The sequence below is a fragment of the Lewinella sp. IMCC34183 genome, from assembly GCF_003390915.1.
Classification (GTDB): domain Bacteria; phylum Bacteroidota; class Bacteroidia; order Chitinophagales; family Saprospiraceae; genus Neolewinella.
In genome coordinates this window covers 182,611-198,043 of sequence record NZ_QMEM01000002.1, presented here as the reverse complement: position 1 = coordinate 198,043, position 15,433 = coordinate 182,611, and the positions used below count along the sequence as shown (strand labels likewise).

Genomic DNA, 15,433 nt, shown 5'->3' with positions numbered 1-15,433 from the left:
CCCGAATTGAACGCAGACAGATACGTCATCATCGGGGGGGGCGTAGCCGGACTGGCCGCCGCCCTCACCCTCGAAGCCGCCGGCCACAGCCCGCTCCTGCTCGAGCAAAGCGATGCCCCGGGGGGGCGGCTGCGCACCGACGAGGTGGATGGCTTCCGGCTCGACCGGGGCTTCCAGGTGCTACTGACCGAGTACCCGGAGGTGAAGCGCTACCTCGACCTTGACGCCCTGGGCGTGCAGGCCTTCCGCCCCGGCGGCCACGTGCATACCCGGCAACAGCACTTTCGCTTCGCCGACCCCCTACGCGAGCCGGCACAGCTGTTTCGCTCCGCCCTCTCCCCGGTGGGTACCCTCAAGGACAAGGTGCGGCTGGCGCAGCTCGGCCTGCGGCTGATGCGCAGCAGCCCCGAAGCGTGCTTCGAGGGCCACCACGAGCAGCCTACCATGGACTACCTGTGGGAGTACGGTTTCAGCGAGCAGATCGTGGAGCGGTTCTTCCGACCCTTCTTCGGCGGTATATTCCTGGAGCAGCAGCTCACTACCCCGGCGGCGATGTTCCGCTTCGTACTCAAGATGTTTGCCCAGGGCAAAGCGGTACTGCCGGCCGAAGGCATCGAGGCCATACCCCGGCAGCTGGTCGCGCGGCTCGAACGTACCGAGTTGCGGATGAACTGCGAGGTAGCCGCCGTGGAGGGGAGCTCCGTCCGTCTCGCCGACGGGAGTACGATCGACGCCCGCGCCGTGATCGTGGCCTGCGCCCCGAACGCCCTGATCCCCCAGCTGGCCGGCCGGCAGGCGTGGAAGTCGACCACCAACCTGTACTACTACAGTACACGCCGGCTCAAGGAAAACCGCCTCATCAATCTGGTTTCCGACCCCACCAGTACCATTAATACCTTCTGCGTACTCGACGAGGTGGCGCCTACCTACAAGCTGCACCAGCAGGGCGGGTCACTCATCAGTGTTTCTCTCAAGGAATGTCCCGGTACGGATTCGATGGCCCAGGCCGAGCAGGACCTCCTGCGGCACACCCGGCTGCCCAACGACGCGCTCAGCTTCATCCGCCGGTACGACGTGCCCCATGCGCTCCCTGAACTGGATTCGGTCGGCTACCGTTACGATGCTACCCACAGCCGCCTGATCGACCGGGTCTTCCTGGCGGGCGACCAACAGCTCAACGGCTCCCTCGACGCCGCCCTGCGTAGCGGACGCCTGGCCGCCGAAGGGGCACTACGTCTTTAGTCATGCTTCGCGACGAGTTTTTTCTTCCGGCCGGGGCCGACGGCACTCCCCACCTCTACTTCTGCGGCAACAGTCTCGGCCTGCAACCCCGCGCCGCCGAGGCCCGGCTGCGGCAGGAACTCGACAGTTGGCGCGACCGGGGGGTCGAAGGCTGGTGGGAAGGCGCCGAAGGCGGGTGGCTCGGCTACCACCGGCGGCTGCAGGACGGCCTCGCCGCCATCGTAGGTGCCCGCCCCGAGGAGGTAGTGGCCGCCAACGCCCTGACGGTCAACCTGCACCTGCTGATGGTGACTTTCTTCCGCCCGGAGGGGAAACGCCGCAAGATCATCATGGAGCGCGGCGCCTTCCCCAGCGACCAGCATGCGGTACAGTCGCAGCTCCGCTACCATGGCCTGGATCCGGCCAGCGACCTCATCGAGGTGGCCCCCCGCCCCGGTGCCGCCACCATCGAAACGGAGGATATCCTGTCCGCTATCGAGGCCGCCGGCGACGAACTGGCTCTCGTGCTGTGGTCCGGCGTACAGTACTATACCGGGCAATTCTTCGAGCTCGGCCGTATCGTAGCTGCCGGGCGTGCCGTCGGGGCCCGGGTGGGCATCGACCTGGCGCACGCCACCGGTAACGTGCCGCTTTCGCTGCACGACTGGGACTGCGACTTTGCCGCCTGGTGCAACTACAAGTATTTGAACGGCGGACCGGGAGCGCCCGGCGGACTGTTCGTGCACGAGCGGTACGCTGAGCGGCCCGACCTGCCGCGGTTTGCCGGCTGGTGGGGCCACCGCGAGAGCGACCGCTTCCTCATGAAGTCGGACTTTCACCCCGCCGCGGGGGCCGCGGGCTGGCAGTTGTCTACCGTCCCCGTGCTGGGCATGGCTCCCCTGCTCGCCAGCCTGCCGCTATTTGAGCGGGCGGGCGGAATGACCGCGCTACGGCAACGCAGCCGGGAACTCACCGCCGCCCTATACGCCGATCTCCGGCAACTAGAGGGTGTGCGCCTGCTTACCGGGGAGGATCCCGAACAGCGTGGCGCCCAGGTATCGGTCTACCTGCCGGGCCACCGGCCTACACTGGAAAAGGACTTGTCCGCCAGGGGACTCATCTGTGATTACCGGCAGGATAACCTGGACGGCAGTGGCGGCGGTGTCCTCCGGTTGGCCCCGGCTCCGCTCTACAATACACGCGAGGAAGTGGACCGCGTGGTGCCTCTGCTGGAGGAAGCCCTCAGCGCAAACTTGAACTAAATGAGAACCTATTGCAAAATTTCAGGGTTGTATAGACAACTATTCAAAGAGACACATGACCATTCTACTCCTGGCAATTCTGGCGCTTATTGGCGTCTACCTTTCGCAGGATACCCGCGTGCATCAGTAGCCCTCCTGTTGGGTTATTTGGTGTTTTCACTGGCAACCTGCGCTTCCATTCCCGATCTGCCTTCTGATGGCAGCTTCCCCGTTCCGCCCCCTCCCGACTACCGCTCCAGCCGTAGCTGGGCTGCCCTACCCAGCACCGACGATTACGCCGACCGTACGCCGGGCGACAGCCTGCAGGATATGCAGGCCACGGCCCAAGCTGACGTATTCTTCATCCATCCTACGATCTATACCGACACCCGCAAGGACGACCGGATGTGGAACGCCAGCCTGGACGACGAAAAGCTGAATGCCGACGTCGGCGAGTCGACCATCCTCAACCAGGCCAGCATCTTCAACGGCGCGGCCAAGGTCTACGCGCCGCGCTACCGTCAGGCGCACGTGGCCGTCTTCAACGACGACGGCGCCGCGGTGAAGCAGCGGGCCCTGGATACGGCCTACGCCGACGTACTGGCGGCCTTCGACCACTACCTACGCCACTACAACCGCGGACGCCCGGTGATCATCGCGGGCCACAGCCAGGGTACCCTCCACGCCGAACGCCTGCTGGAAGACCGCTTTACCGGTAAGGCCCTACGCGATCGGCTGGTCGCCGCCTACCTCGTGGGTATGCCAATCCGGCGTGATCGATACGCCGACATACCGGTCTGCGAGAGCGCCGGACAAACGGGTTGTTTCGTGACCTGGCGCACGTACCGTGAGGACTTCGACGTGCCGCCGGGTGCCGACGATCCGGAAGTAGCGGTGGTGAATCCGCTCACGTGGACCACCGATACCGGCCGCGCGCCCGCCAGCCTGAACGAGGGCGGAGTGCTGTACAAGTACAAGGCGGGTCCGATACCTGAACTGGTGTGGGCCGAGATCCGTGGCGCGGGGCTATTCACCAACAAGCCCAGCTTCTTCGGCGACATCTTTTTCAACACCAAGAACTACCATATCGCCGACTACAACCTCTTCTGGGTCAACGTGCGCAACAATGCGCGGGCGCGGGTGCAGGGGTTCGTGGAAGGTTGATCGGCGGCTTGGGTTACCGCACCGGGCGGACCGCCAGACCCGCGGTGGCCGGGCCAGTAGGTTGACATCCGGCCTTTCAATGTATCGCGCCACCCGAACCGGTGGTCGGGGGCCTACGTTCGACTAAAGAAAAAGACCCATGGGCAAGACCGAAAATTTATTCAGCCGCGAGGCCATTGACAAGATCAAGGAAATTGCCGACCATACCCGCACCTGCATGTTCTGCACCAAGCTTGACGCGCAGCCCTTCTCCACCGCTCCGATGGCTACCCAGAAGGTAGAGGACGACGGCTCCATCTGGTTCTTTAGCACCAAGGACAGTGACCGCAACGCGGACCTCCAGCGAAAACCCGAAGCCCAGATCATTTACAGCAGCCAGGACAAAGAGGAGTACCTCAGCCTTTACGGCGACGCAGTGGTCATGTACGACCGGCAGAAGGTGGAAGAGCTTTGGTCCCCCATGTCCAAGGTATGGTTCCAGGAAGGACCCACGGATCCCAACCTTAGCCTCATCCACTTCAAGCCCCGGCAGGGCTACTATTGGGATACCCAGCACGGAAAGGTCGTAGCCTTCGCCAAGATGGCCGCTTCCGTCGTAGTCGGCAAGACGATGGACGATGGTGTCCAGGGCAAGGTGAACCCGTAGCCGGACCCGATAAATGAAAAAGACTGAGGCCCTGCAGCCGGGAACTTCAGTTGAACGAAGGGGCCAGACCGTAGAGGTCTGGCCCCTTCGCAGTACAAAGCGGTCTCCGACCGCGAGAGTACAAAGCGGTCTCCGACCGCGCAGGTAAAAGGCGGTCTCCGACCGCGATGAAGTAAAGCAACGGTAAGCGGTAACCAGGGTACAAATCAACATCCGGGCAATCACCAAACCAGCCAATAACAGCCACCCCATTGATCCCCATACCCGTCCCTAAACGCATATAATCGTAAGTAAACGGATAATTGACGACTATTCAGTCTCATGCCGCGGAAGTTTGCCGGTGCAATTGAATCACCCGCAAACCACGTAACCGTGAACCGTACTGAACTCATCCATCTTCTTCATCGCCTTTACTCCGGCCAACTGCCCACCGGATCACCCACCACAGCGGCCAGCTGCCTGTCGGACGCACCCGTACATGACATCCTCTCACGGGCCCTGCGGGATCTGTGCCGGGATGAAGATGCGGACGCCCTACTCAGGGAGGAAACGGGCTCGCTGGTCCGTCATCTGCGCGACCTCGGGTATTCACCCACGCCGCAACAGGTCGCCAGGGTCCTGATCGGCAGTCGCAGCCTCGTGGATCCCCGCCTTCGTGGATTACCGGCGTACCGGAAGTACCGGGGCATCCTGCCGCGGCGGGTAATCCTGACGGCAGTTACCCGTGTGCTTGCGGAAACCGCCCCGGACCTCTCCGCGGAAAAGCCCTGGGAAACCGAAGACTTCTTCCGCACCGAGACCTTCGATCACCTCACGGAAACGAAGGCCGCAGAACTGGCGCGGGAGGTAGCCGGCCTGGGCCTCAAGAAAGAGACCGCGCGGCTCCCGGCCTACATGCAGCGGGCCCGGCAGCGAGTGCCGCGATCGTTCGAGCCGTGGACCCGGGAGGAGCGGGCGTTACTGATCGAGGCCATGTGCTACACCAACGATGCAGAGCGCCTGTCGCAGCTATTCGGGCGTACCGCGTCTGCCGTACGACACGAGGGTAAGAGATTGATCTGGCAAAGCCGTGAGCGGAGGGTAGCTTGATCATCCTTTCGGGGGTGAACGTGTTATAGTGGTGTGTCAGCGCAAGGGCGAATCGGTTTGGGCGGCGGTTGCCACTGGTGCACGGAGGGGGTATTCGTATCTCTTGCGGGCGTCACGCACGTCGATCAGGGGTGGATTTCCGCCCCGGCACCCGACGACGCGTTTTCCGAAGCCGTGATCGTACACTTCGATCCGGAGCGGGTATCGCTCGCCGAACTGCTGGCCGTGCACCTGCAAACCCACGCCGCCACGAGTGACCACTCCCTCAGGGGGCGGTACCGTTCGGCGGTGTACGCGTTCAACGACCGGCAGGCCGAACGGTGCCGTACGGCGTTGTCCGTGCTCGCCGCTGACTATGATCAACCCCTGGTGACGCGTGTACTACGGTACGCGGGTTTCCGTGCCTCCGCTCCCGCTTACCGGGACTACTTCCGTCGCGATCCCGACCGTCCCTTCTGCCGGCGGTACATTGCGCCGAAAGTGAAACGATTGCGGGCGGACCGGCCGGACCTTTTTTTTAGTAATAAGCAATAAGGGCTTGGTTCCCACGGTTAAAACCCCGTTAATTCCGCTGGCGTAGCGGGCCCTGTCGGCTCGCCACCCATTACTCCTCCGAATTCCTAATCCATACTCTTCCTATGGGCTTTTTCAAATCCCCCACGTTTAAGTACATCAAGAACTTCATCATTGGCGTCGGCGCGGCCGTCGTAATGCTTGGAGCTCTCTATAAGATCCAGTCCTGGGAAATGCCCACCATTGGTGGCGCGACCATCGACTTGCTCACGCTGGGCCTAGGCGTAGAGGCAGCTCTGTTCCTCCTGATCGGTATCCTCGGTCCCGAGCCCGATTACTACTGGGACAAACTGTACCCCGGCCTGTCCAGCTACCACGGCGACGTACAGCCCCTGACCCCCGGCGGTCCCGTAGCTGCTACCCCGCAGGTCGCGGCCCTCAATGGCGAAGTTGTCGAAGAGCAACTTGGCGGTATGCTGGTCGAACTGCAAACCATGTCCAAGAGCATGAGCAGCCTGAAGGCCCTGCAGGAGGCCGACTTCAGCGGTACCTCCGCCCAGATCAAGCAGATGGGTAACTTCTACGCCAAGCTCAACGAAGCCATGGCCGACCTCGCCGCTACGACCGACGAGACCAAGGTGTACAAGAAGAACATGCAGCAGCTGAACGGTAACCTGACCACGCTCAACAACGTGTACGGCAACATGATCAGCGCCATGCGTGCCCCCACGGCCTAGTAATAATCCCACTACTCTAAACCCTAGACCGCCCCACTGCGCGGCGGTCCAAACCAACCCATTTTATGTCAATTCCTAAGGAACCCCGGCAGTTGATGATCAATATCATGTACTTGGTATTGATGGCGCTGCTGGCCCTGAACGTCTCCGCCGAGGTGATGGACGCCTTCCAGACCCTCGACGAGGGCAATAAGAACAGTATCGCTACGGTAAACGAGCAGATCGACGATTCGGTCGCGAGCCTCAACGAGCTGCTGAAGGACGATTCCAAGGCTGAGTACCGTGTACTGCAGCCTACGATCGAAACCATCCGCCAGGAGGCCGCTAACTTCGATACCTACGTATCCCAGCTTTCGGACAACCTTATCGACGTGGCCGGTAACAACGACGGCGAAATGACGATCGAGGGCGACTACATCGAAAGCCACGGTGTCCTCGCCCCCAAGGGTAAGAAGAATAAGGACGTAACGACCCGTATTCTCGTACAGGGCCCCGACGGTCAGGTAGCCGAAGGTACCGGCGAAGGTGAAGAACTGAAGCGGCGCATCATCGAGACGCGGCAAAATCTTATCGACGCCTACACTAAGCTGCTCACCGAGCACGGTGACGTGCTGCAGATCGAGGAAACCGAGGCGCAGGCCCGCATTGCCAGCGTAGCCGAGAACATGCCCTTCGGAATCGACGACGAAACCTGGCGCGAGGCCAACAATAAGAAGGTCAGCTGGGCCGATTACAAATTCGGTCACATGCCCCTGGCCGCCGTACTGCCCCTGATGTCCCAGATCCGCTCGGACCTCAAGGTCTCCGAGGCTAACCTGGTCAACGACATCGTGCAGATGGCTGGCGGTAAGCAGATCGTCTTTGACAAGTTCTTCCCCGTCTTCCAGGCCGACAAGAGCTACGTCATCGGCGGTGAGCGCCTCAACGCCACCGTTTCCGTAGGTAGCTACTCGTCTTCCCTCCAGCCCGAGAACATCACGCTCCGCGTCAACGGTCAAAACCTGCCCATCAAGGCCGACGGTACCGCTGACTTCAGCCTGGTCGCCGGCGGTGCGCCGGGTCCCAAGACTATCAACACCTTCGTACGGGTGACCAACCCCCTCACCGGCGACGTTGTCGAGCAGGAAGGTTCTTTCCAGTACGAGGTAGGCACGCGCTCCGTCGCCGTCTCCGCTGACAAGATGAACGTCTTCTACATGGGCGTTGAAAACCCCATTACCGTTTCCGCCGCGGGCGTCAGCTCCAACGACGTACGCGTCAGCTTCGGCGACGCCGTTCGCGGCACCGGTTCGGGTACCAGCTACGTAGTGACGGGCGTCCGCCCCACCGGTAACAACACGACCAACGTGACGGTAACCGCCAACGGCCAAACCCTCGGCACCTTCCCCTTCCGGGTGAAGCCTATCCCTGACCCCACCCCCACCATGGGCGGTCAGCAGGGCGGCGATATTCCCAACTCGACCTTCCGCGCCCAGCGGGGCCTCTTCGCCGAGCTGAAGAACTTTGACTTCGACGCCCGCTGCGAGATCGCCGGTTTCCAGCTGGTCTACATCCCCGCCCGCGAGGATGTCCTGCAGGCTACCAATGCCGGAGGAGCTTTCTCGGGAGATGCCGCCTCGCTCATTGGCCGTGCCAAGCCGGGTGACAACTACACCTTCAAGAATATCCGGGCCAAGTGTCCCGGCGACGCCGCCGCCCGCGACCTGGGCACCATGGCCTTCTCGATCCGGTAACTCCTTTCGGCCGCCAACCGACCAACCTGCACGGGCCGCCGACGGTTCTACCTGTCAGCGGCCCGTTTTGGTGAATCGGTATACCACAGCGGTCGCGAACAACGTTGGTAGAACGTTCGTATGATAATTTTCAAATCCACCCTCTTCCCCATGAAGGCAGCGTATCAGATGGTTTTGTTGCTTGTGTTTGCGGTATCCGCCGTAGCCTCAGCCCAGACCCCCACCACCCCCGAGCAACAGCCGAGCACCTTCACGCTGCCCGGCGCCGGAGACGACAATCCCCTGATGCAGGACGGCGAGTTCGAGCCGCCCCTCAACGACATCGTGGACAACAGCACCCTGCGCGAGCGCCGGGTACTTCCCTACGAGAACCTGCGCGAAGCCGATATCATGTGGAAGCGGCGCATCTGGCGCGTCATCGACGTACAGGAGAAGATCAACCTGCCCTTCATCAACCCCCAACGGCCCCTCATCACCATCCTGCTCGAAGCCGCTCAATCGGGTGACCTGCGGGTCTTCAACCCGATCGGTGGCGACAATTTCAGCATGCTGATGGACGGCCCCTCCCTGGCCAACCTGGCCGGTGGCTTCGACACCGTCATGGTTACCGACCCCGTGACCTACGAGCAGGTGCCCGTCGTGGAGGAGCGTTTCTTCGATCCCACCACCGTCAAGCGGTACCGCATCCAGGAGATGTGGTTTTTCGACAAGGAAAGCAGCACCATGAAGGTGCGCATCCTGGGTATCGCCCCGATGCAGATCATTCCTACCGAGGATTCCCGCACGGTTGAAGCCCCGATGTTCTGGGTGTACTACCCCGAGGCCCGTCAGCTCCTCGCCAACGAGGAAGCGTTTGCTTTCGGGAACGATGCGGCCAACCGCAGCTGGCAGGACGTATTCGAATACCGCTACTTCAACAGCTACATCACCAAGGCCAGCAACGTACTCGACGAACGGATCGATCGTCCCGAGCGCAGCGGCCGTGAGCAGCTGCTCGAGTCGGAGCGCATCAAGCAGGAGATTTTCAACTACGAACAGGATCTCTGGAGCTACTAATCAGTACCGTAGTTCGTTAGTACGGTAGTCGGGTAGTATCCGCGAGACAGGCGTGGCAGATTGGAGCAATCCGGTCTGCCACGTTTGCGTAGGGACACCCGCTGGCGAAAACCGAAGTGCGGAACCAGATACCTACGAACCGGGTTACTCTAGTCCTACTTCCTTATCCCAAACCCCAGACCTCTTGAATCCTACCGAGCAATTGGTGCAGCACTACGCCGACAGTGAGCGCGTAGCTAAACTACTCTCCCTGACCCGTCGGGAAGGCCCCGCCGCCCGGGTACAACTCCGCGGACTCGCCGGAGCCCTGGAAAGCATCCTGGTCGCCGGGTGCTACCGTAAGTCCGGTGGCCACTACCTCGTGGTTGCTACCGATAAGGAGGAAGCCGCCTATATTCAGAATTCGATCGCGGCGCTGCTGCCCAAGAAGGAGGTGCGCCTGCTGCCCGACAGCTTCCGGCGGCCGCTGTACTTCGATGTGCTGGACACGACGAACGTGCTGATGCGGACCGAGACCATCAACTACCTTACCCACAGCCAGTCCAAGGGAGAAGTAGTCGTGACCTACCCGGAAGCCCTTTTTGAACAGGTGGTCGCGCCGCAGGTGCTCACCAGCAGCCGCATCGAGATCACGAAGGGCGAGGACATCGACGTGGATACCATCATCGAGGTGCTGGTCGAGTACGGCTTCAAGCGGGAGGAATTCGTCTACGAGCCGGGGCAGTTCAGTATCCGGGGGGGCATCATCGATATCTTCAGCTACGGCAACGAGTACCCGTACCGGATCGAGCTCTTCGACGATGAGGTGGAAAGTATCCGCACCTTCGACCCGCTTCACCAGCTCTCGAAGGAATCGGTCAGCTACGTCAGTATCGTACCGAACATCAACACCAAGTTCGAGCGTGACCAGAAGACGAGCATCTTCAATGTACTGCCGGAAGACACGACCATCTGGCTGAAGGATTTTCAGCTCCTGCTCGACCGCCTCGAGGAAGCTTTCCGAAAGGCCGAAGAATTCGGGAAGAACCTGACCCTCATCGACGATGCCGAACTCAAGCGGCTCTTCGACGACCGCGCCTTTATCCGGCCGGGGGAGGTGATGCAGGACGTGGAGGATAAGCCCATTGTCTTTTTCAGCGACTACAAGCAACCGGTCCGTATTGACGAGGCCATCGACTGCCGCGCCAAGCCGCAACCCAGCTTCAACAAGAACTTCGAGCTGCTCATCCGGAACTTGCTGGAGAACACCTCTTCCGGGCTGACGAACTACATATTTACCGATAACCCCAAACAGATCGAGCGTTTTTACTCGATCTTCAACGACCTGAACGCCGACGTCCGCTTCGAGCCGATCCCCGTGTCGATCCACGCCGGCTTCATCGACAGCGAACTGGAGTCCGCCTGCTATACCGACCACCAGATCTTCGAGCGCTTCCACCGCTACAAGCTCCGGCGGGGATTCACCCGCGACCAGGCCCTCAACCTCCGCCTGCTGCGCGACCTGACCGCCGGCGACCTGGTGGTACACATCGACCACGGCGTGGGGCGCTTCTCCGGTTTGGAAAAGCTGGAGATCAACGGTAAGGTGCAGGAATCGGTACGGCTGGTGTACAAGAACAACGACATCCTCTACGTGGGCATCAACTCCCTCCACAAGCTGTCGAAGTACAGCGGGAAGGACGGGCAACTGCCCCGCCTCGACAAGATCGGCGGCGACCACTGGAAGAACCTGAAGTCGCGCACCAAGAAGAAGATGAAGGATATGGCGGGCGAGCTGATAAAGCTTTACGCCAAGCGGCAGGCCACCCCCGGCCACGCATTCCCGCCGGACGGCTACCTGCAGAATGAACTGGAGGCGAGTTTCATTTACGAGGATACCCCCGACCAGCTGAAGGCGACCAACGACGTGAAGGGGGACATGATGAAGCCCCATCCGATGGACCGCCTGATCTGCGGCGACGTAGGCTTCGGCAAGACCGAGATCGCCCTGCGGGCCACCTTCAAGGCCGCCGCCGACGGCAAGCAGGTGGCCGTACTCGTACCTACCACTATCCTGGCCCTGCAGCACTACCGCACCTTCAAGGAGCGGCTCGAGGAGTTCGGCGTGGAGGTGGACTACGTCAACCGCTTCCGCTCCGCCAAGCAGAAGACCGAGATCTTCAAGAAAGTCAAGGAGGGCAAGCTTGACGTGCTGATCGGCACCCACGCCATCCTCAGCAAAAAGGTAGAGTTCAAGGACCTCGGCCTGCTCATCATTGACGAGGAGCAAAAGTTTGGCGTGAAGGCCAAGGAGAAACTCCGCGCCATGCAGGTGAACGTGGATACGCTGACCCTGACGGCGACGCCCATCCCGCGCACCATGCAATTCAGCCTCATGAACGCCCGCGACCTCTCGGTCATCCGGACCCCGCCGCCCAACCGGCAACCGATCCATACGGAGGTGCGGCAGTTCAACGAGGAGGTCATCAAGGAAGCCATCGAGAACGAGGTGTACCGGGGCGGTCAGGTGTTCTTCGTGCACAACCGCGTGAAGAACCTCACGGATATGGTCACCATGCTGCGGCGGCTGAGTCCGGACGTGCAGTTCGCCGTCGCCCACGGACAGATGGACCCGAAGGAACTCGAGCAGACCCTGATCGAATTCATCGACCGCAAGTACGACGTGCTGGTATGTACCAACATCATCGAAACGGGGCTGGACATCGCCAACGCGAACACCATCATCATCAACAACGCCCACCAGTTCGGCCTCAGCGACCTGCACCAGTTGCGGGGTAGGGTAGGGCGGTCCAACAAGAAGGCATACTGCTACCTGATCGCACCGGCACTGAGCGTACTCACCCCCGACGCCCGCAAGCGGCTGCGGACGCTGGAGGAATTCAGCGAACTGGGTAGCGGCTTCAATATCGCCATGAAGGACCTCGACATCCGCGGGGCGGGCAACCTGCTCGGGGGCGAGCAATCGGGATTCATCGCCGACATCGGCTACGAAACCTACCAGCGCATCCTGGAGGAAGCGGTGCGCGAGCTGAAGCAGGGCGAATTCCGCGACGTCTTTGCCGATACGATGACGGAGGGAAGTGACTTCGTCCGTGACGTGACCATCGAGACGGACACCGAGATGCACATCCCCACCAACTACGTGGAGAGTACCCAGGAGCGCCTGCGGCTCTACCAGGACCTCGACAACATCGAGGACGAGGAGCGGCTGGAGGCCTACGCGGCCGGCCTGAAGGACCGCTTCGGACCCATACCCGGAGAGGTAAGCGAGCTGTTCGACGGGCTCCGGCTTCGCTGGCTCTGCCGGCAACTCGGATTCGACCGGGTCGTCCTGAAGAACGACAAGCTGATGTGCTTCTTCGTGGAGGACGCCCAGTCGCTGTACTACGATTCAGACATCTTCAAGGCCCTGAGCGGCATCATCGCCGAGGAGGGCAAGCTGCGGGGGCTGCGCCTCAAGCAGACCCCCCGCCGGCTTTCCCTCATCAAAGAGCGGGTGTTTAACCTGACCCAGGCACAGGATACCCTGCGGGCCCTATCCGACCGCGTGGACGAGGTGAAGAACGAGAAGGAACTGGAGAAGGCGCAGTAGACTGGCTGCAGGGGGCAGCGGTTTACTTGATCACTACGTAGTCGGTGAATTCGGCGTCCTCCGGGGCGGCCAGGAACTTACCCAGGTGCTCATCGCCGTTGATCCAGGACCAGCCCTTCTCGAATTCGGTGTACATCTTCGACGGGACTTCGGACTTGGGGAAGTAGTAGTCGCGGGTTTCCTCCGAGTCGATCAGCCATACGTAGCTGAACTCACCCGCGCGTGGTCCGGTGAGGGCCTTGAGAAAGATCAACTTGGAGTCGGGCAGGGCGTCCGCGCGGGTAGGTGCCCAGTAGCGGTGAATGAAGCTTTCGAAGGCTCCGCGGTCCACGCTGTCGCGGAGCGCCAGGTGGTGGACGCCCCAGATGACGCCGGGTTCGAGCCAGTTGCGGCGGATCCGTTCGCCGGTGTCGATGACGAGGTAGTCGACCGCCTGGGAATCGTCGGTGGCCGGCTCGGCATCCGGCTCCTCGAAGGAGAGCGCCATGGAGCGGCCTTCTTCATCGCCACGTTCGCCGCGCAGTAACGTAGTGCTTGCGCCACCGTCCGTCTGTCCGTCCGGCAGGGAACGAAACCGAAGAACCGCACCCGACTCCAGCCGGGGCGAGGTACCGGTACCGGGCGGCAGGTCGGCCTGGGCGGAAAGGGGAGCGAAGGAGAACAGGAGTATACAGCACAGGAGGGGCACGAAGCGCAATTCCATAATTCAGGTATTGAGGATGAAAGGAATGGCGACCCTGGGGCTGGGTGTCTTATGGTAACCCTACTAAAGTAACGGAAAAGGAGGTCCCGCGCAAGCCCGTATTGCCGCCTTTCCGACCCATCGGCCCGGCACCCGCGCCCGCGCCCGACGGGCAGGCTGCGCGTGTATTCAGAACGTTACAACCGGTTGCAGGGAACAACTTCAATGATCCGGGGCAGCTGATTTCCGCAGAATGACCACGCAATTTGTCGGTACCTACGTCGTTTCAGTTGCTGAAAATGGGTGGTTTGTGCCCCCGGGCCCAACCGGCGCCGACACGGCGTAGGGGCGGGCACGGCGAAATTTTTCGCTACCGGGATCCGCGCTTTTGCCGCTGATTTTCGACTAACCATTTCACCGTGTCTCAATCGTTTTCAAGGAGGGTGCCACCGTATGTCCGTCGCCAGTGCGATGGAGCCGTGGGCTCGTCCGTGGGGCGACCAGTATTTCTTCTATGGCCAAACTTTACCGTTGTTTTCCGCTGGCCGTACTGCTTATTATAAGTATACAGCTATCGGGCCAGGACCCCTTCTTTTCCCAGTTCTATGCCAACCGCGTGTACCTCAACCCCGCCTACTCGGGGCTAGAGCCCGGCACGCAGCTTACGATAAACTACCGCGACCAGTGGTTCGGGCTTCCCGACGCTTCCAGCGGCCCCCTCAAGGGAGGCTACCGTACGTCCAACGTGACCCTCGAGCAGCGGATACCCTGTCTGCGTAAGCTGGAGCGGGTAACGCTAGGAACGGCGGCCTCCTTCTTTCAGGACGAAACCGGTACCGCCCCGATGCGCACCGCCGGCGGGGGGTTGGCCGGCTCCTTCGAGTACGCCCTGATCGATCCGCGCATGCGTATCAACAGCGGGCTGACGCGCCTCGACGTGCGGGCGGGGGTGCAGGGAAGCCTGCTGCAGAACTCCATCATCGGGAGCGACTTCATCTACTCTTACCAGCTGGACCCCGCCCTCGGGCAGATCGGGGGCTCGCACGTCCTGAGCATGCGGGCCGGCCGCTACTTCAACCTGAATGCCGGGGCCATGGTCCGCGGGAGCATCAAGCACGGCCTCCACGACTATACGCTCTTCACCATCGGCGGCAGCCTTTCCAACCTCAACCAACCGGCCATCTCATTCTACAGCGATAACGACGAGGTGACCCTGCCGCGCCGCACCACGCTGCACCTGGGCGTGACCCGCCGGCTGAGTTCGCTGAAGGGTACCAAGCACTACTCGCCCATTTATTTGGCCCCGCAGTTTCGCTGGGACCGGCAGCTGGACGGCACCCTCAACCTCTTCACCATAGGGGGCTACGTACTGGGTAAGGGGCACTACACGGGCGTCTTTTACCAATTCAATGGAACTGACCCGACCGCCACCAACACGGGGGCGTCGATCGGGGGGCGCAACTCCACCGCCCTGGTGCTGTCGTGGGGCATCGACGTACGCTCGGTACTCGACACCAAGCGGCGCTGGCGCGACCGGGAAACGGGCTGGATCCTCGGCTTCTCCTACGACGTCCCCCTCCGCGGCGTGAATACCGCCGCCTCCCTCGGTACCGTGGAAATGAACTGCCGCATCCTGCTGGCCGAGCTTGGCGGCTCCTGCAGCGGGGTACGCAAGAACGAACTCTACAAGGGCGCCCAGTGCCCGGTGAATTTCTGATACCTACCGCACCGCTTTCAACTACTACCTACCCGAAACCCC

General features: G+C 61.6%; 12 protein-coding genes. 11 read left to right on the top strand and 1 reads right to left on the bottom strand.

The window, feature by feature from the left end:
• Positions 1-6: 6 nt before the first annotated feature.
• The 10 genes from DQG19_RS06070 to mfd all read left to right on the top strand — a co-directional run bounded on the left by DQG19_RS06070 (position 7) and on the right by mfd (position 12,992).
• A complete protein-coding gene (locus tag DQG19_RS06070) occupies positions 7-1,242 on the top strand; it encodes an FAD-dependent oxidoreductase (RefSeq protein WP_116125348.1) in 1,236 nt (411 codons plus the stop codon).
• Positions 1,243-1,244: 2 nt separating this feature from the next.
• Positions 1,245-2,483: a kynureninase gene (gene kynU, locus DQG19_RS06065; protein WP_116125347.1), complete on the top strand. Its 1,239-nt coding sequence runs from the start codon at positions 1,245-1,247 to the stop codon at positions 2,481-2,483.
• Between the two features lie 150 nt (positions 2,484-2,633).
• A complete protein-coding gene (locus DQG19_RS06060; RefSeq protein ID WP_157974356.1) occupies positions 2,634-3,626 on the top strand; it encodes a DUF3089 domain-containing protein in 993 nt (330 codons plus the stop codon).
• A 139-nt stretch (positions 3,627-3,765) separates the two neighbouring features.
• Positions 3,766-4,272, top strand: a complete 507-nt coding sequence (locus tag DQG19_RS06055) for a pyridoxamine 5'-phosphate oxidase family protein (protein ID WP_116125345.1) — start codon at positions 3,766-3,768, stop codon at positions 4,270-4,272.
• A gap of 372 nt (positions 4,273-4,644) precedes the next feature.
• On the top strand, positions 4,645-5,361 hold the full coding sequence (locus DQG19_RS06050; RefSeq protein ID WP_157974355.1) for a hypothetical protein: 717 nt from the start codon (positions 4,645-4,647) through the stop codon (positions 5,359-5,361).
• Positions 5,362-5,394: 33 nt separating this feature from the next.
• Positions 5,395-5,895, top strand: a complete 501-nt coding sequence (locus DQG19_RS06045) for a peptide-methionine (S)-S-oxide reductase (protein WP_116125343.1) — start codon at positions 5,395-5,397, stop codon at positions 5,893-5,895.
• Positions 5,896-5,999: 104 nt separating this feature from the next.
• Positions 6,000-6,611, top strand: a complete 612-nt coding sequence (locus DQG19_RS06040; protein ID WP_116125342.1) for a GldL-related protein — start codon at positions 6,000-6,002, stop codon at positions 6,609-6,611.
• Positions 6,612-6,676: 65 nt separating this feature from the next.
• A complete protein-coding gene (locus DQG19_RS06035; protein ID WP_116125341.1) occupies positions 6,677-8,344 on the top strand; it encodes a GldM family protein in 1,668 nt (555 codons plus the stop codon).
• Positions 8,345-8,464: 120 nt separating this feature from the next.
• Positions 8,465-9,400: a gliding motility protein GldN gene (gldN, locus tag DQG19_RS06030; RefSeq protein WP_232826450.1), complete on the top strand. Its 936-nt coding sequence runs from the start codon at positions 8,465-8,467 to the stop codon at positions 9,398-9,400.
• 184 nt (positions 9,401-9,584) lie between these two features.
• Entirely contained in the window at positions 9,585-12,992 is a 3,408-nt protein-coding gene (gene mfd / locus DQG19_RS06025) for a transcription-repair coupling factor (protein ID WP_116125339.1), read from the top strand.
• A gap of 22 nt (positions 12,993-13,014) precedes the next feature.
• Here the strand turns inward: mfd and DQG19_RS06020 are convergent, their stop codons facing one another.
• Positions 13,015-13,695: a hypothetical protein gene (locus DQG19_RS06020; protein ID WP_116125338.1), complete on the bottom strand. Its 681-nt coding sequence runs from the start codon at positions 13,693-13,695 to the stop codon at positions 13,015-13,017.
• A gap of 493 nt (positions 13,696-14,188) precedes the next feature.
• Between DQG19_RS06020 and DQG19_RS06015 the strand changes: the two genes are divergently transcribed.
• A complete protein-coding gene (locus DQG19_RS06015; protein WP_116125337.1) occupies positions 14,189-15,391 on the top strand; it encodes a PorP/SprF family type IX secretion system membrane protein in 1,203 nt (400 codons plus the stop codon).
• Positions 15,392-15,433: the final 42 nt, after the last annotated feature.

Excerpts from the sequence above, each read along its gene's own strand:
- DQG19_RS06015 (WP_116125337.1), top strand. The coding sequence starts at position 14,189 with ATGGCCAAACTTTACCGTTGTTTTCCGCTGGCCGTACTGCTTATTATA.
- DQG19_RS06020 (WP_116125338.1), bottom strand. The coding sequence starts at position 13,695 with ATGGAATTGCGCTTCGTGCCCCTCCTGTGCTGTATACTCCTGTTCTCC.
- DQG19_RS06035 (WP_116125341.1), top strand. The coding sequence starts at position 6,677 with ATGTCAATTCCTAAGGAACCCCGGCAGTTGATGATCAATATCATGTAC.
- kynU (WP_116125347.1), top strand. The coding sequence starts at position 1,245 with ATGCTTCGCGACGAGTTTTTTCTTCCGGCCGGGGCCGACGGCACTCCC.
- gldN (WP_232826450.1), top strand. The coding sequence starts at position 8,465 with ATGATAATTTTCAAATCCACCCTCTTCCCCATGAAGGCAGCGTATCAG.
- DQG19_RS06040 (WP_116125342.1), top strand. The coding sequence starts at position 6,000 with ATGGGCTTTTTCAAATCCCCCACGTTTAAGTACATCAAGAACTTCATC.
- DQG19_RS06055 (WP_116125345.1), top strand. The coding sequence starts at position 3,766 with ATGGGCAAGACCGAAAATTTATTCAGCCGCGAGGCCATTGACAAGATC.